20 protein-coding genes are annotated in these 22,329 nt (G+C 60.0%); 8 read left to right on the forward strand and 12 right to left on the reverse strand.

Annotation, left to right across the window (positions count from 1 at the left end; translation table 11 throughout):
- Window positions 1–26: 26 nt before the first annotated feature.
- The 3 genes from G5S37_RS31345 to G5S37_RS31355 are packed head-to-tail and all read right to left on the reverse strand — an operon-like array spanning window position 27 to window position 3,420.
- The gene (locus tag G5S37_RS31345) at window positions 27–326 is read right to left on the reverse strand and encodes a type II toxin-antitoxin system RelE/ParE family toxin (protein WP_165210769.1); all 300 of its coding nucleotides are present in this window, start codon (window positions 324–326) and stop codon (window positions 27–29) included.
- Window positions 323–541 (reverse strand): addiction module protein, encoded by a 219-nt coding sequence (locus G5S37_RS31350; RefSeq protein ID WP_165210772.1) that lies wholly within the window; start codon window positions 539–541, stop codon window positions 323–325. The genes G5S37_RS31345 and G5S37_RS31350 overlap by 4 nt, the downstream gene beginning before the upstream one ends.
- Before the next feature lie 44 nt (window positions 542–585).
- Complete coding sequence (locus tag G5S37_RS31355) at window positions 586–3,420, reverse strand: ATP-binding cassette domain-containing protein (protein ID WP_165210775.1); 2,835 nt, start codon at window positions 3,418–3,420, stop codon at window positions 586–588.
- A gap of 162 nt (window positions 3,421–3,582) precedes the next feature.
- Here G5S37_RS31355 and G5S37_RS31360 point away from each other — a divergent pair, with 162 nt between their 5' ends.
- From G5S37_RS31360 to G5S37_RS31370, 3 genes are read left to right on the forward strand one after another with little or no spacing between them, the layout of a single operon-like run.
- The gene (locus tag G5S37_RS31360) at window positions 3,583–4,206 is read left to right on the forward strand and encodes a YMGG-like glycine zipper-containing protein (protein ID WP_165210778.1); all 624 of its coding nucleotides are present in this window, start codon (window positions 3,583–3,585) and stop codon (window positions 4,204–4,206) included.
- A gap of 48 nt (window positions 4,207–4,254) precedes the next feature.
- Window positions 4,255–4,503, forward strand: coding sequence for a hypothetical protein (locus tag G5S37_RS31365; protein ID WP_165210782.1), 249 nt, complete (start codon window positions 4,255–4,257; stop codon window positions 4,501–4,503).
- Between the two features lie 18 nt (window positions 4,504–4,521).
- Entirely contained in the window at window positions 4,522–5,799 is a 1,278-nt protein-coding gene (locus G5S37_RS31370; RefSeq protein WP_165210785.1) for a S41 family peptidase, read from the forward strand.
- A 189-nt stretch (window positions 5,800–5,988) separates the two neighbouring features.
- Here G5S37_RS31370 and G5S37_RS31375 read toward each other — a convergent pair whose 3' ends face one another.
- From G5S37_RS31375 to G5S37_RS31415, 9 genes are all read right to left on the reverse strand, one after another.
- Complete coding sequence (locus G5S37_RS31375) at window positions 5,989–7,308, reverse strand: homoserine dehydrogenase (protein ID WP_165210788.1); 1,320 nt, start codon at window positions 7,306–7,308, stop codon at window positions 5,989–5,991.
- Window positions 7,309–7,472: 164 nt separating this feature from the next.
- Window positions 7,473–7,694: a hypothetical protein gene (locus G5S37_RS31380; RefSeq protein WP_165210791.1), complete on the reverse strand. Its 222-nt coding sequence runs from the start codon at window positions 7,692–7,694 to the stop codon at window positions 7,473–7,475.
- 344 nt (window positions 7,695–8,038) lie between these two features.
- On the reverse strand, window positions 8,039–9,058 hold the full coding sequence (locus G5S37_RS31385; protein WP_165210794.1) for a biotin/lipoyl-binding protein: 1,020 nt from the start codon (window positions 9,056–9,058) through the stop codon (window positions 8,039–8,041).
- Window positions 9,055–9,825: an ABC transporter ATP-binding protein gene (locus tag G5S37_RS31390; RefSeq protein ID WP_240914758.1), complete on the reverse strand. Its 771-nt coding sequence runs from the start codon at window positions 9,823–9,825 to the stop codon at window positions 9,055–9,057. Before G5S37_RS31390 ends, G5S37_RS31385 begins: the two co-directional genes overlap by 4 nt.
- 32 nt (window positions 9,826–9,857) lie before the next feature.
- A complete protein-coding gene (locus G5S37_RS31395) occupies window positions 9,858–10,997 on the reverse strand; it encodes an ABC transporter permease (RefSeq protein WP_165210797.1) in 1,140 nt (379 codons plus the stop codon).
- A gap of 63 nt (window positions 10,998–11,060) precedes the next feature.
- Window positions 11,061–11,786 (reverse strand): TetR/AcrR family transcriptional regulator, encoded by a 726-nt coding sequence (locus G5S37_RS31400; RefSeq protein WP_165210800.1) that lies wholly within the window; start codon window positions 11,784–11,786, stop codon window positions 11,061–11,063.
- Window positions 11,787–11,836: 50 nt separating this feature from the next.
- Window positions 11,837–12,694: a hypothetical protein gene (locus G5S37_RS31405; RefSeq protein WP_165210803.1), complete on the reverse strand. Its 858-nt coding sequence runs from the start codon at window positions 12,692–12,694 to the stop codon at window positions 11,837–11,839.
- A gap of 59 nt (window positions 12,695–12,753) precedes the next feature.
- Entirely contained in the window at window positions 12,754–13,239 is a 486-nt protein-coding gene (locus tag G5S37_RS31410) for a hypothetical protein (protein ID WP_206026240.1), read from the reverse strand.
- Between the two features lie 198 nt (window positions 13,240–13,437).
- Entirely contained in the window at window positions 13,438–14,475 is a 1,038-nt protein-coding gene (locus G5S37_RS31415) for a class I SAM-dependent methyltransferase (protein ID WP_165210809.1), read from the reverse strand.
- Between the two features lie 176 nt (window positions 14,476–14,651).
- On the opposite strand from G5S37_RS31415, the gene vccA reads away from it, so the two are divergent.
- The 5 genes from vccA to G5S37_RS31440 all read left to right on the forward strand — a co-directional run bounded on the left by vccA (window position 14,652) and on the right by G5S37_RS31440 (window position 22,135).
- Window positions 14,652–18,983: a Verru_Chthon cassette protein A gene (gene vccA / locus G5S37_RS31420; RefSeq protein ID WP_165210812.1), complete on the forward strand. Its 4,332-nt coding sequence runs from the start codon at window positions 14,652–14,654 to the stop codon at window positions 18,981–18,983.
- A gap of 36 nt (window positions 18,984–19,019) precedes the next feature.
- Complete coding sequence (vccB, locus tag G5S37_RS31425; protein ID WP_165210815.1) at window positions 19,020–19,526, forward strand: Verru_Chthon cassette protein B; 507 nt, start codon at window positions 19,020–19,022, stop codon at window positions 19,524–19,526.
- Window positions 19,523–20,659, forward strand: a complete 1,137-nt coding sequence (gene vccC / locus G5S37_RS31430; RefSeq protein ID WP_165210818.1) for a Verru_Chthon cassette protein C — start codon at window positions 19,523–19,525, stop codon at window positions 20,657–20,659. The genes vccB and vccC overlap by 4 nt, the downstream gene beginning before the upstream one ends.
- A gap of 20 nt (window positions 20,660–20,679) precedes the next feature.
- Window positions 20,680–21,321 (forward strand): Verru_Chthon cassette protein D, encoded by a 642-nt coding sequence (gene vccD, locus G5S37_RS31435; protein WP_165210821.1) that lies wholly within the window; start codon window positions 20,680–20,682, stop codon window positions 21,319–21,321.
- A gap of 661 nt (window positions 21,322–21,982) precedes the next feature.
- A complete protein-coding gene (locus tag G5S37_RS31440) occupies window positions 21,983–22,135 on the forward strand; it encodes a hypothetical protein (RefSeq protein WP_165210824.1) in 153 nt (50 codons plus the stop codon).
- Window positions 22,136–22,329: the final 194 nt, after the last annotated feature.

Below are 22,329 nucleotides of genomic sequence, written 5' to 3' on the forward strand. Positions count from 1 at the left end.
AGTGACCCAAGATCAGGCGCACCACCTCAAGCTTTCCCGAGGTGATCGCGGATCCAGGAAGGGGCTCTTCTGCAGTCCACCACAGCCCTGACTACCACGACATCGCCTTCCATCGAGTAGTAGATGCCAAACGGAAATCGTTTGGAAAGTGCGCGATAAAAGTTGCGATATACCCTGCGATGAATACCGCCCAGTATCCTTAGCGATTCGATGTCTGAATAGAGCGAGGAAATGAAATAGTCACCCAATCCGGCTCGGCTCTCCTCGTAGAAATGGAAACCCTCAATCAGATCGTCCCGGGCCGATTTGAGGATCTGCAATTTCATCGAATTGCCTTCTCAATCTGTCTTTTCGCCTCTTCCCAGTCGATCGCTTTATCACGCCCTTCCTCGAAGGCACGCTGTCTCTCGTCCAGAATGTCCTTGTGCCATTGAGGGACTTCCACTTGATCGGGATCACTCGCAATCTCAGACCACACTGCCTCGAGAAGCTCCAACTTCTCAGGAAGGGTCATTTGCTTGATTTCCGACGGTGCAATCATCACCAGAGAATACGCTTTGAAGACGAAGTGGGCAAGTTTCCTTCCTATTTCCCTTTCTGCTTCCCAATCAATCCCCAGATCGTAATGCCGTAGCACGCGAGAATCCAGATGCCCAGGATCGTCGCGGAGGTCATCGCAGGTGCGGTGTAGCCGTACAGGGTGCCCATCTTGTAGCGCACATCATTGCGCTGCTCGGTGCTTTCGTCGTACTTCTTCACCCCGCGCTGGATGCGGAAGGCATTGTGGTGTTGGCCCACGCGGTTGGGGAAAACAATCAGGTTCTGCCAGCTCACGTTCCAGTCGGAGACCTTGTCATATTTCTCCGTCGCGGTTTCACCGGCCTCGGTCCAGGTCACTTCTTCCTGCTCACCGGTGGGCGTGAGGAAGACGGGGTACTTCGTGCGGTTCGTCATGCGTGGGGTGATCTGGCCATAGATGCCGGCCACATCCATCATGCGCTGGGCGCAGTAGCTGGGAACGAGCTCGCTCGCGATGCGCACACTGGGCGTCATCTCCGGACGCGTCACCACGAATCCGCCGAAGAGGATCTGCGGAATGAGCACCAGTGGCACCCACATCACGGCTTGTGTACTGGTGCGCACCAGGCCGGAAATCGCCAGGCCGATGGTCACACCCACCATCGCCGCGGCGAAGAGCGCGGAGAACTTCAGCAGGAGCACCAGGAAAGTGATGCTCACTGCTTTCGCCTGCGTGTCGGGTGAAGGTGGCTGGCCCTCGCCGGGATCCGTGCTGTCCATGATGTTCTGTCCCGCTTCGAAGAAGTTCGCCACGCGAAGCAATGTCGTCATCAGGATGCCCGGTCCCTTGGGCTTGGGGGCTTCCGCAGCGGGAGTTGCCGTGGGCGCCGGGGCGGCCTCAGGTTTGCTCTTGGTATCTTCCGTGACAATGTCGAACTCATCCACCTGAGCCTGCGCGGAGCTCGTGGGCGCCGCCACCCCCGGCGCTGCGTTCGTGATCGGCGTCAGGCGCGTGGTCATCACCTCCATGTACTTCGCAGTGTTGAAGTCGGAAGGATTGATGATGTGTGCCGTGGTGAGTGTCACCAGGTAGAGCAGCAAGGCCTGCAGCGTGGTGACGATGGCAAAGAAGACATACTTGCTCTGCAGATAGGCATTCAATCCCAGGCCGCAGACGCGTTCACGACGGAAGATGGAAATCTCACGCACGATCTGTTGTGCACCGTTGCTGCAACCAAACCAAAGCGTGGCCACCACGCACAAGAACGTGCGCAGCACCGCATCATCCGCCACCCAGCCCACGAGCAGGCCGATGAGCACCGGCTGTGCGAGCAGGAAGAGCAGGTTCAGCTGGTCCGCCTTCAGGATGCTCCACTGACGTTGCAGCTGGATGATGAGCGTGGGCAGCCAGCCCGGTCCGCGCTTCGGCTTCACCTGCTGCGTGGTGTCCTCCTGTGCCGGCGGGAGATACGCGAGCGGCTTCGCGGCAGGACGCGAGGCTTCGAACTCATCACGCCAGTTCGCACCGGTGCGGGTCTCATCACCACCGACCTTCAGGTAGATTTCCTCAAGGCCGTTCTCCACCTTGAAGTAATCCACCGCTTCATCCGGCGTGCCGTTGAAGATGATGTGACCGCCGTGAACAAACAGAAGCTGGTCAAAGAGATACGCGCGACCGAGCACGTGCGTGGTGCAGATGACCGTACAGTCGGTGCCCGCGAGTCGACGCAGCAGAGACATCAGATCAAATTCCGTCTTCGGATCCAGACCGCTGGAGGGCTCATCGAGGAAGAGCACGCTCGGTTTGGCCAGCAGCTCGGTGGCGATGCTCACGCGCTTGCGCTGGCCGCCAGAGAGCATGGAGATGCTCTTCTCCTTGTGTTCTGCGAGGCCCAGACGCTCAATCGTTTCCTCTACGAGGTCGCGAATGGCCTTGCGAGGCGTGCCGCTCGGCAGCTTCAAGCGCGCGCTGTAGGTGATGGCTTCCGTCACCGTCAGCTCAAGGTGCACGATGTCATCCTGCGGCACGTAGCCAATGCCCGCTGCCGCCATCTGCCGGGGGTCGCCCAGCTTCACCCCATTGATGTAACTCTCACCGCTTGTTGCCGGGTTCACCCCGCAGAGCGCATTCATCAGCGTACTCTTGCCCTGGCCGGATCCCCCGAGAATCCCCACGAAGGAGCAGGGTGAGATGTCGAGAGAGATTTGATTCAGGATGTTGCGTCCGTTCTGAAGCGTGAAGGTCAGATTACGCGCCTCCACCTTGGCTCCACCGAAAGCGGACACGCGGCGCAAGGACGTGCCGGTGAATTCAAACGTGTAGCTGCCCAGCTTCAGGCGATCGCCCACAATGAGCTGGCGTCGGTCGAAGCGTTGACCATTCAGCAGCGTGCCGGTCTGGCTCTTGTCCGTCACGAAGACCACACCTGGTTCGGTTTGATCCAGCTCCAGGTGCTGGCGTGAAACGCGCGCGTCCTCGCTGTCGAGTTCCACCTTGGGGTCGGCCGTTTGTTCACCAGTGGCGCGGCCAAGCACGAGCTTGTTCAGGCCGCGGAGCACAATCTCATTGGTCTCCACACCGCGGAAGCGCGGTGTCATCGGCGTGAGACCGAAGCGGATCAACACATCCGGCATTTCGATAATGTCGCCGTCCTCCAATGAGGCAACGGAAGACAAAAGCTGGCCATTCAAGCGGAGGGACTTTTGCGCGGTGGGGCTCCCGGCGCTCAGCAGCCAGGAGGAGGCGCGGGGTTCCCACGCGAGGGTCGCGTGCAGAGACTCGATGCCTTTTGCCGCCAATTGCAGATCCGCGCTGGGTGAGTTGCCGATGCTGGTCGAGGTTTTGTCGAGCGCGAAGGCGCGGAGATCGCCTTGGAATGCGAGGGTGATATGGCCGTTCATTCAGCGGGGGGCAGGATTGGCGGTGACAGGTGGGGACTCTTGCGCAGCAGCGTTGTGAAGAAAACGTCTTTTTGTTTGCTTTGTGCCGGAAGCATTGGGTAATGTCGCCGTCGCGTCATCGTGCGTTACAGCCCCCGAATCAACCACTGTCGTCAACACGTCATGAAGAACTTGTTTCTCCGATCCACCGCTGCCGTCACCGCCCTCGCTTTCGTCACAAGCTGCGCGAACATCAAGGATGACCAGACCCGCACCCGTACGGAAGGCACGCTGGCTGGCGGTGCAATCGGCGCCCTCGCCGGTGGTATCATCGGTCACCAGAGCGGCCGTGGATTTGAAGGTGCCCTGATTGGCGCCGGCATCGGCAGCCTTGCCGGTCTGGCCGTGGGTGACCACGTGGCCCGCAAAAAGGCCCGTTATGCCTCCCAGGAAGCCTGGCTGGATGCCTGCATCGCCCAAGCTGAGCGTGTGAACTCCAACGCCCGCGCTTTCAACCGCTCCCTCTCCAGCAAGATTTCCAACCTGGAATCCCGCTACGCGTCCGCCAAGGCCAGCGGCAACAAGGCTGAAATGCGCAACATCAAGCAGGCCGTGGTGGTTCTGCAGCAGGAGTCCCGCGAGCAGGGCAAGGTGGTGGACACCGAAATCAAGGAGCAGTCCTCCGTCGTCAGCCAGACCGGCAGCTCCGGCCTGAGCAACCGCGTGACTCAACTGCGCAGCACCCGCTCCTCCCTCAGCAGCAACCAGGATCGCCTGGCCGATCTCGGCAATCAGATCGACGTGTAAATCCGGCCGTCACAATCGCCGCGACGATCACATACATCTACTGCGAACATGAAACTTCCCAGCATCCTTTCCCTTGCCGCCGTCGGCGCCTCCCTGCTGCTCACCTCCTGTGAAACCACAGGAGACCCGAATCAGGGTGGTCTCTTCGGCTGGTCCCAATCCAAGGCGAACTACCGTCTCGAAGAGCGTGAAGCCCGTCTGAACCAGTTGGAACGCTCCAATGCGTACCAGCAGGGTCGCACGAGCGCGCTTCAGGACGAGTACGCTCGCAAGAAGAATCAACAGAACTCGTGGTAACACACGGGTTCCCGTCTGATGATTGAATCTCAGGGCTGGTGGCAGAAATGGGCGCGGTTCGCCGGGTGCCTCATTCTAGCTACCAGCCTTTTTCATGCCCCGGTACGGACTCACGCCCAGACGCCTGAGGGTGACGATCCTGCCACCATCACCAGCCTGATTCGCGAGGTCACGGACTACGTCACCAAGTCCGCGTACAAGACCGAACCGAAGGCGATCATTTATACAAAGGCGCTCAAGGGCCTGGTGACGCAATTGGGAGAGTCCGCCAAGAGCCAGGAGAAGGACCTCTCCACCATGATTGACGACGCGGCGGAGGCTGAGTTCATCCGCATCCTGCAGGGCATCGCGTCCACCCCCGGCCAGCGCCTTTCCCTGCGTGAGCTCGCCGAGCGCGCGTTGCAGGCCTATTGCAGGCAGCACGACGCTTACACCCGCTATGTCCGCTCGGATGAGTTGAAGCTCGTGAAGCTGATGGGCAAGACCACCGGCAGCGCCGTGGGGATGTCCGTCATGGAAAAGGACGATGGCTTCTATTGCTATCCCCTGCCCGGCTCTCCTGCCGAGGCGGCGGGCGTCAAGGCAGGGCAAAAGCTTCTCAGTGTGGATGGTAAGCCGGTGGAGGGACGGTCACTGGAATACCTCGCTGCCGTCATTCGCGGCGCGCCGGGCACTGAGGTCAGCCTGCGCGTGGAGCACACCTTTGGCAGAGCCCAGACCATCCGGGTCACCCGGGAGACACTCTCCACCCCGAGCGTGCTGACGGAGAAGCGAGTGGCTAGCTTCATCCTGCGCGTGCGGAAGTTCAGCAAGGAGCTGCTCACCGAAGCTCGTGCAGCCCTCGCACAGGTGAGCACCGGCAGCACCCTGACCATTGATTTCCAAGGTTGCCCGGGAGGTGACCTTGATGTGGCGCTGGAGTTCGCCGGCATGTTCATGGAGCCCGGAGAGCCCATCGTCACCGTGCGTCGCCGCGGACAGCCGGATGAAGTGATCTCCGCAAACAAGCCCCGCGAATTCAAACCTGCCGGGGTGATCATGCTTCAGGATTCCGGCACCGCCAGCGGCGCGGAACTCGTGATTGCCGCCCTGGTGGCCAGCAAAACCGCCCGCGGCGCGAGCCAGGGCACCAAGTCCTACGGCAAGGGCATGACCCAGAATGGCATCGACCTGCGCGGTGGTGGCCGTCTTATTGTGACCACGGGCGAACTCATTGCACCCCAGGGGCAGACATGGGACAAGACCGGCCTGTTGCCGTCGCTTGAGAATCGCGGAAGGATTTTCCCGAAGGACTAAAGAGGCGCAGCCTCTTCGCATGGAGCGGCACTAGCCTTAGTGCCGGTGGTCGGCAAACAAGGGTGCGGAGCCACTTTTTCGGAAGCTTTGTGGACGCTTCCAGCCCATATGCGGCAGCGACGCTACATGACGGCACCAGGCTAGTGCCGCTCCTTGAACATGGGCTCCGCTTAACTAGTGGAATTTGTTCTAACTCCCCAGCGTCTCCACACGCATGCAGCTTGGCTCTTCGCGCACGCAGGCGAGTTGCTTGAGCTCGTTGATGGCCTCACGAATGGTACGCAGGGTGGCATCATCAAGCATAAGGATGAGGGAGGTGGTGTCGCTGCCGTCGTCTTCCGGCTGGATCACGGAGGAGATACCGATGCCGCGATCGCCCAACACCTTTGCCACTTGGGCCAGCACGCCCGGGGTATCTTCCACGGTCAGGCGCACATAGAAGTTGGAAACGGTTTCATCCACGGGCTTGCTCTTGCCATACAACCCGTGCGGCACGAAACCGCTGTGGCGGGAGCCATATACGAGGGTCGCGGCAGCTTCGGCGATGTCGCTGATGACACTGGAGGAAGTCGGGTCCTGTCCCGCGCCCTTGCCGTAGAAGAGGGTCTCTCCCACGATGTCGCCATTCACCAGCACCGCGTTGAAGGCGCCGCCCACGTTGGCGAGCACGTGGCTCTTGGACACCAGGGACGGCTGCGTGCGCACTTCTACTTTCCCATCCGCATCCGCGCGGATCACGCTGAGGAGCTTGATGGTGTAACCCAGACGATCGGCAAAGCTCATGTCCGTGAGGCTTACCTTGTCGATGCCCTGCACGAACACATCCTCCGGCTTGATCCAGAAACCATAGCTCAGGGAGGCGAGGATGATGGCCTTGTGCGCCGCATCCCAGCCGCCGACATCCAGCGTGGGGTCCGCCTCCGCGAATCCCAGTTTCTGCGCTTCATCGAGCGCGGTCTCATAGCTGAGACCTGCCTGGGACATCCGGGTGAGGATGTAATTGCAGGTGCCGTTGATGATGCCGTAGATGCTGCGGATGTGGTTCCCCACAAAGCCTTCCTGCAGGGTCTGGATGATGGGGATGCCACCCGCCACCGCCGCTTCGAAATAGATCGGCACCCGGTTCGCCTCCGCGAGGGCGAAGAGTTCCTTCCCGCGTTCTGCGAGCAGGGCCTTGTTGCCCGTCACCACCGGTCGCCGGGCGCGGAGGGCGGCCGAGACGAGGTCAAACGCCTCCGTGGTGCCGCCGATGAGTTCCACGACCACGTCCACTTGCGGGTCGGCCACGAGTTCCTGCCAGCTTCCCACAAAGAGCGATGCGGGCACTTTGCCATCGCGGGGCTTCTTCGGATCACGCACAGAAATTTTGGTGACCTGAAGATGGCATCCCGTGCGCTCCCGCAGGAGTCCGCCGTTGGCTTCCAGGTTCTTGTACACCCCCATGCCGACATTTCCAAGACCCGCCAGACCAATGCGGACGGTGCGAAATTTTTCAGTGTTAGATGGCATGGAGGGGAGCAGAGAAAAGGGCGCGTATGATGGATGAATGAACGAGAGTGACCAGTGACGCAACTGTCACGTCAATATGGCTGACCAAGGAGGCGAAACGCACTATTGGGGGGACCGTTGGAGCCGGGCTAATTTTGAGGCTTGCTCCGGTCTAAGCAATATGATTAGTTTGTAACCACGATGTCATTTTCAGTGAAAATCGCATGTGCTCTGATGTTGGCCACTTCGGCCTTCGCAGAGAGCAATGCGTTCACTGCGAAGCCTTTGCCGGCTATGGCCACGGCGAGTGCCGTAGCGACGGCCAGCGTAACCATCCCTGTCACTGAAATGCCGGAAAATAACCGGTCAGTGGCTCTCGCACTAGGCATCGCGGCGGTGGCGGTCACCTTTTATCGGGTGATTTTCCGTGGCCGACAGGTGGCCTGATGACGCGCGGCGGGAATTCCGTTGCCGTCACGACATGGGAACCCTGGCATTTCCTGCCGGCATTCCTTTCGCGCCAGGCAATGCCCGCCGCTGAGAGCGGTGAAAAACTCGCAAAAGCGGAAGCTCGGCGACGGCTCAAGGAGTGGGGGCATTCCTGCCCCCATTTCGTGGGTGAAACATCCGTGGGATCATCTCCGCCCACAAATGAAGAGAAACACCCCAGAACCTTGGGTGATGAGAAGTGCCTTGGACTCCGCTGACGTTAAAATGGGGGCAGGAATGCCCCCACTACTTGAAGGGTCCCTCATCCACCCGTCGCCAATGTCTGCGGCATGGATGATTTCCCCGTGGGAAGTTCCTCCATGAAGACATCCACCTGCTGACCGGGGAGGAATCGATGAGCGCTTGGCTCCAGACGGTAGATGAGCTGCAGCACGCGGGTATCCACGCGCTCCGCAGCCGCGCCCGTGAGGCTTTGCTTGGGCACCACCAGCGGCTCGATGCGCACGAACTTCAGCGTGGTGGAGCGGGTGGAATCTCCGCGGATCTGGGCGATGGCGCGTGCCTCCGGGGAGACACGCCAGGCGTCCTGTTCGTCCACGTCCACGCGCACATGCAGGGGCTGCGTCTGGCCGAGCATGAGGTACGGTTGCGCCGCGGCGCCTGCGGTCGCGTGCTCGCCGGGACGAATGCGCGCCTGCAACACCTCGCCGTCCACAAGTGCGGTCACCGTGCTGCGCTCAAGATCCACACTCACCATGTTCTTCGCCGCCTCGGAAGCCCGGGCTTGGGAATGCGCGGCCTCTGCTTCGGCACGCGAAGATTCGAGAGCTGCTTCGCATGTTTCCACCGCGGCGCGCTTTTGCGTGACCTCATCCGCGCTGATCGTGCGTGAGGTGGTGAGTTTCTCTGCGGTGGCGAGCAGGAGCTTTGCTTCCTTCAGTGCGGCTGAGGCCGTCTTCACGCGGGCCTCTGCGCTTGCGGCGCTGGCCTGCAACGCGGTGACGCTCGCCTCCTTCTCGGCGAGCTGCGCTTCCAGGGCCCGCGTGTCCAGCTTGAAGAGCGGAGCGCCGACCTTCACGCGGTCGCCCGCTTTCACATACACTTTCTCCACCACACCAGGCAGGTGCGAGGAAACGGAGATGATTTCGGAGCTGGGCTCCACGAGGCCGATACCCGCCACCGTGCGCTCAAAGGTGGAACGCGGAGGCGGCAGCGGTGGATCCACGCGCGGGGTGTTCGGTTGCGAACGCACGACACTGATGGTCGCGTAGATCAGCAATCCGGCGCTGAGAATGGGCAAAAGAAGACCTTTCGTTTTCATAGGGCAGCAGGGACGGGGACGGTTGAAAATGTCTTTGAGGCGCGCGACTCCACATCCGTGATGGCGCCGTCATTCATGTGGGCGATGCGATCCGCGTAGTGGAACACCCGGTTGTCATGCGTGACCACGATGACCGCGCGCTCGGGATGCACGGCGGAACTGGCGAGCAGATCCATCACCGCTTCACCGGTGTGATGATCCAGTGCGGCGGTCGGCTCATCGCAGATCAAAAGGCGCGGCTCATGCACCAGCGCGCGAGCCAAGGCGACGCGCTGTTGCTGGCCACCCGAGAGCGTGCGCGGATAGGCATTCGCACGATGGCCGAGACCCAGTTGATCCAGCAGTTCCGTGGCGCGGCGCACTGCGATTGAGCGTTTCACGCCCGCGGCGAGAAGAGGCACTGCGGCATTCTCTGCAGCGGTGAGCGCGGGGAGAAGATTGTACTGCTGGAAGACGAAGCCGAGATTTTGCCGGCGGAACACGATCTGTTCGCTCGAGCTCAGCGAAGCCCAGCGCTCACCAAAGAGCGTCACTTCACCTTCGCTGAAATCCAGCAGGCCTGCGATGACGGAGATAAGCGTGGTCTTGCCACAGCCGCTTGGACCCACCAGGAAGGTCATCTCCCCAGGCGCGGCGGTGAAGTCGACGCCACGCAGGACATCGACCTTCGCCTCACCGGAGCCGAAGGACTTGCGGATGCCTTCGCATCGGACGGCAGCGTCGGTTTCCACGGGCGAGTGCATCAGGAATTGAGATGGAGTGTGCATGGGCATGGGAAGCGGCGGGTTCGCATTCATGTTCATCCTCGGAAGACAGTGGCGGGTTCGAGCACCAGCACGCGGCGCAGGCTGGCAACGCTGGCCAGCAACACCACGGTGAGCATCAGCACACCCACGCCGGCGGCGCTCTGCCACAGCAGCACGAAGTGCCGCGTGGCCACCTTGTGGCTGGTGATTTCAAAGAACGTGGCACCCAGAGCACTGCCGATGGCAAAGCCGACGAACCACACGATGAACGCCTGCAGCAGGATCATGCCGAGCAGCCGGGCGTTCGTCACGCCGATGGCCTTGAGCGCACCGAACTGCTTGAGGTTCTCGACGGTGAAAAGATAAAACGTCTGCCCCGCGACCACGAGCCCCACGAGGACACCCACACCGATGGTGATGCCGAAATTCACCGGGATGCCGGTGTTCTTCATGTAGTATCCCACGCAGTCCCACATGAACTGCACCGTGGTGCGCGCCTTCAATCCCGTGGCTTCGCTGATGCGGGTGGCGAGTACTTCGGGAGTCACGCCCGGCTTGGCGCCCACGAGTACATAGGAGAGCTGTTGCCGCTGCCGGCCTTGAAAGTTCAGTGCTTCGCTGTAGCGCGCATGAATGATGGGGAAGGAGACGAATGCCGGAAGCGCATCCGAGATACCCACGACCTCCACACGATTGTCATTGAGTTCCAGCGTGTGTCCCAGCTCCAGCGGACGGTCAGGGAAGAGCATGAGATACCCCGCCTTGTCGATGATGATCGCATTGGGATTGCGGAGGTCCTCCCACTTGCCCAGCAGCATATTGCGCGGTGCACCGAGCAGCGTGGCTTCGTCGATGCCCAGCACGGTGCACGCGGCGAAGGTTCCGTCCACCGTGCGGGCGACCGGAGTGCCTTTGAAGAGCCGCACCGCATAATCCACACCTTCCACGCCACGGACGCGGCCGAGGTCGGTGTCCTTGAGCGGCTTCGTCTCGTCAAAGTACCGCGTGCGCGGATCCATGACCCACACGTCGGCATCCGGCACATCCAGAATCTGGTGCCCTGTCCGCTTCATCAGCCCCGCGAAGATGGAGGTCTGGTTCTGCAGGAGGAAGGTGGAGAAGGCGATTGCGAAGATGAGCCCGATGTATTTGGCCCGGTCTCCCACCAGCATGCGAAAGGCGACGAAGTTCATGGCTTGTTCGGTGAATGGTGTTCAACAATTGACTGTGAGTCAGTTTTCGGGCAAAAAAAGGGACTACTTGGCCTTGAACCAGTTCGACTCAGGGAAGATCTCGTCGTGGATGCGGTGGTCCGAGGCGGCGTAGTCGAAGTCGCGGAAGAGTGGCTTCCAGCCCATGCCGTCCAGCACGAGGTCCTGGTTCACACGCACAATTGTGGAAGCGTCTTCAATGCCAGCCAGCACCCGCAGGTCATGCACCTGGGTCATGATGTGGCTGCCCATGGTCATGGCGATGAGGGAGAACGCCTGTAACTCCGTGGTCATGTGGGGCGAGGGAGGCAGGTCGCCGCTGGTCTGGCCGTCAATGATCGCCTTGTGCACCGTGCGGAAGCAGCGCCCGCCTTCCAGAGCGTGCTTTTGTCGCTGCGCCTCAGAGGCTTTCTCCCAGAAGGAGTCGCTCTTCAGCATGAGCTCCGCGCTGAAGTAGTTGGGATACGTCACCATGAACTCCACGCAGGCATAGCCAATGGAGCGGATGCGTTCCCGACTGCCCCCCTTGAACTGGATGGCACGGTCAAAGAGATCCGCGCGGTGCTTCAGCGCCCGGGTGGCGACGGCCAGCGCGAGATCTTCCTTGGACTGGAAGTGCAGGTAGATGGTCCCCTTGGAGTACTCCACCGCTTGGGCCAACTCGTCCAGATTGACGTCCTGATAGCCGTCCCGGCGGAACAGACGCTGCGCGTGGTCGAGGATGAGTTCCTCCCTCGCCTGGCGTTCACGTTCTTTCCGGGTAGCGGTCACAGTCGCTACTTTGGCAGGTTTTTGACTCTGAGTCAAATTCTTCTTGCCGGTCAAAGTAACCCGCTTCTTCCCGTGTTGAGCGTCTGGGACTTCCGGCCCTGTGTCACCCACCACGCCCAGAAGGGCAGGTTCACCATGAAGATGAAGGCCACATACTGGTTCTCCCGGAAGTCGAGCTTCATGATGAGCTCCACCCCGAGGTGGAAGAAGATGATGCTTAGTCCGATAAAGAGGGCCCAAGCGCGGTTCCACAGGGCGAGGAAGGCAAACAGCTCCAGGAAAAATCCGAAGCCAAAAGCAATGCGTGTGATGTGGGGATGCTCTCCCAGCCACTGGGCCACTGCGGGAATGGCGGGTACCACCAGTCCCTCGGGATTGTCATAGAACGTCTGCCGGTGGGTCTTCACCACGGACTTCGCGAGGTAGTGGCTACGCAGGAGCCACTGACCGTCTGACTTGCTGAGCTTGGTGATCGCAGACGTCACGTAGACCGCTGCGATGGCGCACTGGGCAAAGTAGAGCTGGTAGGAATGCCGCACCGCATTTGCGATGGCGCTGCCTTTCGCAAACCAGCGACGTCCCAGCCACCACACTTCTCCAGCGCACATGGCCAGGAGGATCAGTCCGTAGATGTTGTACCGGTGGTTCGTGTAGTCCTGCGAACCATCCAGCGTGTTGTAGCCGAGATGGGCCAATGTCAGGACGATAAGTCCCAGGGGATTCAGCCACTCAAGGACATACAGCAGTGCGGCGGCGATGATGAGCGGCCGGAACCACACCATGGCATCTTCGCCACCAAAGATGGATACATCGATGATGTGGGAGATGCCGCTTGGGCTCAGCACCTTTTCATAGGGGAGCACCTTCCACATACCCCACACGACGATGGCAGAAAAGAAGAGCCGCATGAGCAGAGCTTCCCATCGGCCTACGAGCACGGGTTTGAATGCTGAGGGAGAAAACTTCATCATCCTTCGCCCAAGAGCTGGGGTTCCTCACGAAAGGCGGCTCCGTCCTTGTAGTCCTGATAGATCAGCACATTCGTGATCCTGACCTTGTCTGGGAGAGGACGATTCCTTTTCTCAGCCAGCTCGCGCAACTCACGCATCATGTTGTTGAAGACCTTTTGCCGAATTTCCGGCGTGGCTTCGGTGGGTTCGATGTTCACGGCATCGCAGGCCCGGTTCAGGCCTTGGGTGAACTTCTTCTTCACCTTCGCGGAACTCAGTCCCGTCATCTGCTTCACATTGATCGGGTTCCCCGCGCCATCCGCCACGATGAGATAATCCGAGGGATACGGGCTCGGATCCGCATACATGGGGAAGCTGTTGAAAGGATAGGCATTCTTCACCACGCGGCACAGGAGGATGAGCACCACCATCATCATGATGGGGTGCCTCAGGATGCGCGCGATGCGGGGCCACATGAGAATCCGGTAACGGATCGCTTTCACGGGCGCAACCATCAATCCGCCGCAGCCTCCTCATCCCTGGCGCATTTTGCATCGTTTCTTGTGGGTGGCGGAGGCGCAAAGTGCCAACGGCATCACCGGAAGGACCAATCGACTTCAAGGCCTCCGCATCTTGCTCGTCTTGGCAACCCTCCTGCCCCGCGCATGGCCCGCGTTTGAGCGGTGCTCACGCAGCTTGGCTCAAACAAGGCCACGTGACAGTTTGTTGAACCTCTCAAGCTGGGCATCCTGGATGACTGCGCATTCAAACAGCGCACGAGGCCCATTCGAGACGGTGCGTGTGACAGCGAAGCGGTTCTCCTCCAGCATCCGCTGCATGCATGCTTCATTCGGGGCCCAGTAGTTGGTGAAATCCTTATTGAGGGAGTCTCCGGGGTAGAACTGCATGATGGGAGCCGCCGCAAGCTCTGGATTCAAGCTGGCCAGATCCACAAACGAACCGTCCTTCATGAGGAAGGCGCGGTCGATCACCTGGGTTTCCAGATAAAGGTTGCCGCGACACACCTTGCGGCAGATGTCGAGAGCAAGCATGGGATCGGGCAGGTGATAGATCAGCCCGAGCATGAGCACGATGTCAAAGGTGCCGTGCTTTGCCGGGGAGATGTCATAGATGTTGGCCTGCTGGTGAGTGACTTTGGAGCCGAGCAACTCCGCCGCCACGGCAAAACCCGTTTTCGCCGCCGGAAAGTAATCAACAGCGAGGACCTCCGCCCCCCTTTTTTCGAGCTCAAAAGCAAAATAGCCGTCCCGGGTTCCAATATCGAGCACACGCATGCCCTCACAGTTTTCAGGAAACTTGAAAAGGCCGAAATAGGTCGGGGTATCGTTGATGCCGGGTGTTACAACGGACGGAGCGACTTCGATTCGGTGGTACCAGTTTGGGACGGATTGGATCTTCGCTTCAATCTCCTCTTGGGTGTAGACCATTGCCATGGTGCGTTGTCTCACTGGAGCATCATCCGGGCAAGTATTACCTGGGTTCGTTCGGAAGGGGTTCGGCGTTGAGCTGGTGTTGGCCTCGGGATCAGCACAGCGGCGCACCAGGCCACTTCCACTTGATGCGGATGCGCTCACAACGCTGCGGAGCGGCGATGTAGAGCGTGAATCGGAAACAATCACGTCCAGGTATTTGAAATGGCCCGTTGGCGCCCGCTTTTTGTGTTGACGTAAGGTGTTGTAACCGTGGGAGACGCGCGGAAATGCCGCAAAAAAGAGCAATGGGAACTTGATCTTAATCTACATTAGATTAGTGTGATTAACTCGGTTGTTCCCAGGAGTGACCGAAATGTAGCCCATCCGCATCACGGAAGGCGTCTCCAGACATCAGCCAGGCACTGATCCCAAGATTGGGAAGGAGCAGGCACCCCCAAACGCGCAGCAGTCCGCCGTGGCTTTTGCCGTCGCCCACCTTCTTTCCTGTGAACAATCGTCCCAACCAATCTTCGAGACGCCGGGGTATCGCCTTGGTCATGGTGGTGGCCATGCTCGGGCTCATCACCGTGCTCGTCCTGGCTCTCTACTCCCTCGCCGAATCCGAGCTCAAAGGCGCCAGACACTATTCCAGCAGCCAGCAGTCCCGCCAGCTCTCAGATGTGGCCGTGGACGTGATCATTTCACAACTGCGCAAGAGCACCACGCAGAACGTCTCCACCACCGGACGCGAAATCTGGACCTCGCAACCGGGCTTGGTGCGGCGGTATGCCACCTCCGGTCAATTGGAGGCCGCCTTCAAGCTCTACTCCAGCTCCCAGATGGTGCTGGCGAACGCCACCTCCATTGAGAATACGCTGCTCCGGGATGTGCCGCCGAGTGACTGGGCAGGCAAACCCGAGCGCTACGTGGATCTCAACGCTCCCGTGTGGCGCACCAACAATGCAGGGCAGCCGCGCCTCTTGTTCCCGGTGATCGATCCGCGGGCCATGACCGGCACGGATACCGGCGTGCATGGCTTCGAGTACTCCGCCAACTTCATCGGTGGAAGCACCATTAACGGCGTTGTCACCAGCGGCGGAGACTCCCAGCGCCTGCCCATGCCGGTGGAGTGGTTGTATGTGTTGAAGGATGGGAGCATGGGCACGTTGGATTCGTCGAACCGTTTCGTCGGCCGCGTGCCGGCCAGCGCGGACAATCCCATCGTGGGACGCGTGGCATTCTGGACAGATGATGAAAGCAGCAAGGTGAATATCAACACCGCCTCCGAGCCCACCTTCTGGGCGCCGCCCACGTTCTTCCATAATGAAGATGCCTCCTGGGCAGAGTACCAGCCGGTGAATGGCGAATTCCAGCGTTATCCCGGACATCCCGCCACCACGGCGCTGAGCCCCATTCTCTTCCCGGGTGGCACGATGCAGTGGGAGAACAAGGAACTGATCTACGACCTCGTGCCCAAGATTGGACCTGGCGGCACGAAGGGCGGCACCGTTTCTTATGACGATCCGAAGATCGAGGCAGTGAAACTGGCACAGTTCCGCAGCGAGCGACTCTATGCCAGCCTGGATGAATTCCTTCTCAAGGAAGACCGCACGCCGAACAACTTCGGCGCCGCCGGCATCGGTGCAGACACGCTGCAGCGCACCGGCTTTTTCCTCACCGCGCACAGCCGCGCACCGGAGTCCAATCCCTTCGGCCTGCCCAAGATCGCCACATGGCCGGGCAACTACCGTGGGCCGGAGTACCGCAGCAAGTTTGATTCGACCATCGCCTTCTGCTCCACGCTGGCAAAGCCCAGCGGCAAGAGGCTCTACATGTTCCAGCGTGGTTATGCGGACTCCCCTACCCTGGATGTGAGGCAGGCCGACAATCTGGCTCTGCTCAACTACCTGCTGACCAATCTGCAGAAGCCCATTCCAGGATTCTCCAATGCCGCGAACAAGAACTTCAGCATCAAATACGGTGACGATCTGCCGCAGATCCTCGTCGAGATGTTCGACTATATCCGCTCGGTGAATCTGCATGACGGATTCCTCGCGGATCCCAGCGACAAGCCCGCCAACACCACCGCGAACTTCATGCTCGGGTACCAGGGCTCCTACACACGGCCCACGAAGTTCAAGACCTTCACCGATCCCCGGTTCATCCACACGGGTACGGATGCGGAGACTGGTGAACCGGTGGACCATGAGTTCCTCGCCTTCCCTGGTCATGGCCAGGTGACGCCCTCCCAGTGGCTGCAGAATGGAAAAACGTACGAGGGCATCGCCCGCTTCCCCACCATCACGGAAGTCGGCCTGCACTTCATCTGCGCCGCGGATAACACCGATGATGCTAACAACCTTTTTGAGAAGGATTATGATGAGGTGGGCAAGCCAGGTGGTGGAACCGCTCCCAAGCTCGTGTCCAAGGACACGAACAAAAAGGACCGGTGGTACTCGAACTTTCCTCCCAAGCCCTCGCCAAATCCGGACAAGGGCCAGGCTCCCAATTTGGGCAAATATCCCAAGACGAGCGGATATCCCTACGGACCTGACAAAGACCATCCGGGATACAAGCCCCAAAACTGGAACTGGCAGCTCGCCGCGAATACACCGCTCAAGCCGGGATTCCGTCGTGTGCAGGCTCGCTTCCTCTTGGAGTTCTTCATTCCCGCAGCGGGCTACACGATCATCGAACCCGAGTTCTCGGTGAAGGTGAAAGGCCTGAGCAAGTTCCGGTTGAACGGCCAGCAACTCTTCCCCAACGATGAAGAAATCGTGCGCACCGGCCGCCGCGCCACACACAACGGAAACCAGGAGACCGGCGGTTATGGTCTTGGATTGAAAGGTTTCCTTCGTGAACGCGAGGCACCTGCCCGCGCGCCCATGCCTGCGGACAATCAATGGGGCGCGGTGCCCTGGCAGGTGAAGCCCTCCACGGACACCCCCGCGCCGCTGAGCGTGCTGAACTACGACCTCGTGAGCAACTTCATCGACATTGATGTTGGCGCGGCGGGAGCCACCCCCATGAACATCAACACGCTGGGCAATCGGGAGATCGTACTCGAGATCTATAGCGGTCACCTTGGCAAGCTCGTCGCGGCACCCGAAATCAAGGCCGAGCTCGTGCAGACTCTCAAGATCGCCTTCCCGGACAACACGGTGAAAGCGCCCACGTTGGTGCGTGTGCCGATCGTCGGTATCACCAACGCGAAAGGAAAGGTCACCGATCCGGAAGTGGAAGCGCCGTACTGGTGGAGCTTTTACGGCAAGGGTTGCATCGGCTTTGATGTGGACAACCTGGTGAAGGGCACTGCCAAAGTCATCGGCGGCCGCTTCTGGGGTTCCAGCAGTGAGCCCCAAAACAGCAACCAGGTGCGTCGCGGCGCCTTCTTCTATGGTTTCGATCCCGTGGTTGCCGGTGCACCGCGCCCCTTCCGTCCGAAGAACACCCCAAACAAACCCGACAAGGGTGAAGAAGAAGAGGGGAGCGATGTGGTGCAGACCATGCTCATCGAGCACGGCGACTACCGTCTCACCGCAGCTTCACCCGTGGTGGAGACGACCCAATGGAAGCCTCACCGCTTCTCGGGCTTCACTGGCTCTGGTGCTGGTCTCAATGTGCGGCGCCTCGCGCACAGCTTCAGCAATTTCGTTTCCCAGACGCTTCCCGGCTATGACTACGGCGGCAGCGCGGACTACGCGAACCGCCTGGTGCCGAATGATAAAGGCACGTACGCCAACAATCGCATTCCCGACTTCCCCTTCTTTGCCAAGGCCGCCAGGGCTGCGCATAGCACGTGGGACTTCGATAACGGGACCGGTCCGGCGCGCGACGGCCCCTACATCAACAAGCCTGATGAGGGAAACCTGAACAGCCAAAACGGTCTCGCGTACTTTGTCGATGCGGGCCAACAGCAGTCCACGGGTGAAAACTTTTTCTCACCCAACCGCCAGATTGCGTCTCCCGTGGTCATGGGATCGCTTCCCACAGGGGTGAAGGCCGGTGAACCCTGGCGCACGCTCCTCTTCCGTCCCCAGAGCAACCACTTCGGTGGCACAGAGGCAAATGGTGGCGAGGATCCCCCGGATCACCTCTTCCTTGAGTTTTTCTGGATGCCTGTGGTGGAGCCCTATGCCATCAGCGAGCCCTTCAGCACGGCGGGCAAGATCAATCTCAACTACCAGATCTTCCCCTTCACGAACATCCGCCGTGCCAGCGGCCTGCACGCGGTGCTGGAGAAAGAGCGCATCACTGCGGTGAGCAAGACGGACATATCGGTCTACAAGGCGTGGCCAGTGGCTGGAGATAACACCACATTCTGGAGAGAGGCAGACGGCAAGACCTGGCACCACAAGCTGAACATCGCAGCCACGCTCCGCCAGTTCGACCAGCGTTTCCGGACGGGCAAGGCCTTCATCACGCCGAGTGAGATCTGCGAAATCCATCTGGTGCCTGAGGGCGTGGAGGATGCTGCGAACATGGAGAACTTCTGGGACGAACACCGCCTCACCGGCGACAACACTCGTGAGCGCCCCTACGCGAACATCTATCCCCGTCTCACGACCCGGTCGAACACCTTCAAGGTTCACTACGTCGCGCAGACCATCGCGAAGGCTCGCTCCACGGCGCCAAATGAAGTGAACAACGAGGTGGATAAGATCACCAGCGAACACCGTGGCTCCACGCTCATCGAGCGCTACCTCGACCCCGCCCAGCGGAATCTGCCTGATTTCACGTCGGCCCTGACCTCCGACACCCTCGACCAGTACCACCAGTTCCGCGTCATTGAGACCAAGAAGTTTGGATCGTAGGCGGGATCGAAAAACAAAAAGCACCCCAACATTCCCATGAAATCAAACCTGAACCGACTGAAGTCCCGGCTGCTCCGGGGGTTCTCCCTTCCTGAAGCCACCATTTCCATCGGCATCGCTGCGCTGGGTCTGACCTCCGCCATCGGGTTCCTTCCTCAAAGCATGCAGACGCTGAAGAAGGCCGGGGACATGGCCACGGAGACGCGCATCACCGAGCAGATTATCTCGAGCATTTCGAGCTCTGAATGGGTGGATAATACGGGCAAGGACCTGCTCACGGATGAATATCAGGGCAAGCGCTACTACTTTGACGACCTCGCCGTGGAGCTTGATTCCAAAAACCCGGGAGACTGGATCTCCTACGTGGCGGAAGTGGAAGTGCCTCAGGCAGACGTGTCCCTCCCTGCGAGCGATCCGGACCCCTATCTTCGTCGCGTGGTGGTGAAAGTGGGCAGTGCGACGAGCCGCAATTTCAGCTTCGTTGCCGCGCCGAAGAGCACCTACCGCACCTACGCTTCGGTGGTCTCACGCTCAGGAAAATGAATCCCCCTTCCCTCCATCATGCGGAGCGGGTTCGGCGCAGGCATTCTGCGTCCCTGGGAGCCGGAGCCGCATTCACCCTGCTGGAGATCATGATCTCCACGGCGATTGTCTCTGTGCTCATGCTGGTGTGCGTGTCTGCGCTGGATCAAACCCAGAAGACCTGGAAATTTTCCCAGGCGAAGGTGGAGCAGTACCGTGAGGCGCGGCTCGCGTTTGAGGCCATCACGCGGAATCTGTCACAGGCCACGCTGAACACGTACTGGGACTACTACTACCAGGAGACCGGCACGAATGAGCCGCCGCAGGATTCCACGGTGCAGCCCGGTGCCTATGTGCGATTCTCCGAACTGCAGTTCCGCTCCGGACAGGCGAGCAACTTGCTTGGTTCAGGCGCCACGCCGTCGGACAATCCCGGACATGTGGTCTTTTTCCAGGCGCCGCTCGGGCTTTCCCAGCAGTACCGTGAGCTCGGCACCCTGCTGAATGCGCGCGGATACTACGTCCAGTTCGGCAGTGATGTGAAGGACCGCCCCCCGTTCCTTGCGGAGAAAGGAGTGCCGGAGAAGTTGCGCTACCGGCTTATGGAGTATCGCCCGCCCGCAGAGCGGCCGAGTCTCAGCCTGCAGGGGAACGCCGTCTATGCGAAGCCCGATACCTGGTACCAGCAGGATCGTGCGGATGTTTCCGAACCTCTGGCGGATAACATCATCCTGCTGCTGGTGTCCCCGCGCGTCTCGGAAGCGATGGCGGAAACCGCGAACAGAAGCGCGACGTGGATTGCACCCAGCTACCGGTACAATTCACTGGATTGCGACAACTCCACAATCACCCCCGAAAAGGTACAGATCCTCTCGGACGGCACGGCAGTCCAGGGCACCCAGCATCTCCTACCACCCCAGGTGCAGATTACCCTCGTCGCTTTGGATGAACCCTCGGCCCAGCGTTTCGCCGAGCAGAGTGCCAATCGCTCCGTGGATATCCTGGGTGAGGCTGGTGCGCCTTTTGCCATCGCCGCAGACTACGACCGGGATCTCTCGCGTCTCAAAGATTACCTCAACGGCAGGCGGCTGAATTACCGCGTCTTCACCTCCAGCGTCACCATGCGCAGCGCGCGCTGGGACAGCCGCCAGTAAGCCCCTGACATGTGCATGCCATGATGAATTGGAACACCGCCCGCCAGAGCCGCACTCGCAGCAGGAGAAGGAGCAGGAGTGCCTTCACCCTGATCGAGATGCTGGTGGTGATTGTGATCATCGGCGCGTTGATCACAGTCAGTGCGCCGGCGATCGATGGGGTGCTGCGCTCATCCCGGCTCACTTCCACCGCGGACAATCTTCGCAACTACCTCTCCGGCGCCCAGCAACTCGCCGTGGCGCAGAATGTGGAAGTGGAAGTGCGCATCAGCGAGACGATCAGTGCCAGCGCGATCGATCGCCTGCCGCGTGTGCGTACACTGCGTACCTATGTGCTGCGCTCGGACAGCAGCAGCGGTACTGGCGCGTATGTCCGCGAAGGCGCGCCGCTGAAGCTCGATGACGCCGTCGCCATCAGCGCCCAGCCCAGCCTCTCCTCCCTGCTCAACAGGACATTCCAGTCAGACCCGGATGAACCCCAAGGCTCCCGGTATGTGTCCTTCCACTTCTTTCCCGATGGATCCACCGATCTGCCTTCTGGTCAGCCGTGGTTCCTCACACTGCTGGAGGACAAGCATGCCTCCGCCGCCACTGCCCCGGCGAATTTCGTGACCATCCAGGTGCATCCCACCAGCGGGAAGCTCCGGACATTCCGGCCCTGATCGGATCTACATCCCTTGTCACGTATAAGAGACGGTCAGTGATTTGGAGTGCTGGAGCTTGCTCCAGCTTTCCGCAGGCAGCTTGCTGCCGTGAAGCCAGAGGTGGCGTGACTATCCTACGGTGGTGTGGTGCTGCATGACGGGCATCTTCACGAAGAGTAATACCGACAAGAACTAAAAACAGGTCTTGGCGCGAGTCCTGTGAGGGGCGATTCAATCCTAAGGCGAAGCTCCGGGTATTTCAAAGGAGCGTGGACACTCTTGTCCGCCATCCCTGACGCACCAACTCTCTTTCATCCAGCAAGCAAGGCCACATGCCACAAGCTGCTCCAGAGGCGTCATTAGCAACTTCCACATAAGGGGAGTCGCTACGCAACAGAACGGCGGACAAGAGTGTCCACGCTCCTTTGCCCAGGCGCTCGTTCCCGCACAAGACCCTTTTTCAACTGTTGATGGTGTAATCTTCGACAGACCCAATTTGCAGCCCCTTCACGCAGCATTGCCGCTTGGAACTGCCCCAATCGCAACGGCAGACGCGACTGCGTGTGGGCAAAAGTTGTAATCCGCGAGGCATGCCTGCGTCATGCCACGAGTATGCAACATCTTGTTCACCTTGGCGGGATTGTTTCATCCATGGGTTTTCCGTTATCTTTGGGCTGTCATGAAACAGTCACCATCACCCTTTGCCCAGGCAGTCCCTTCCGGCCCCACTCTGGCCGCACGCGCTGGCTGGATGCTGCTGGCCTGGTTCTTCTATGCCTGCTGGCTCGGCATGAGCGGACTGGGAAGAATGCGTCTCCGGATGCATCACTAGTCCAACTTCACGGCCACCCAAGGACATGCGCCTCGTCCAACATTTGTTGGATAGGGTGCATGATCCAAGTCCGCAATCTGAAGATCATTCCTTCTTTGCTGGGCTCTCAATCACGGGTTTCACGGGTCCTTCGATCTTGCAGGACCGCTTTTGTTCTACGCCGTTCTCCATCCAGACCTCGGTGGCTTTTTGGC

The organism is Roseimicrobium sp. ORNL1 (genome assembly GCF_011044495.1).
In the GTDB taxonomy this organism is placed as follows: domain Bacteria; phylum Verrucomicrobiota; class Verrucomicrobiia; order Verrucomicrobiales; family Verrucomicrobiaceae; genus Roseimicrobium.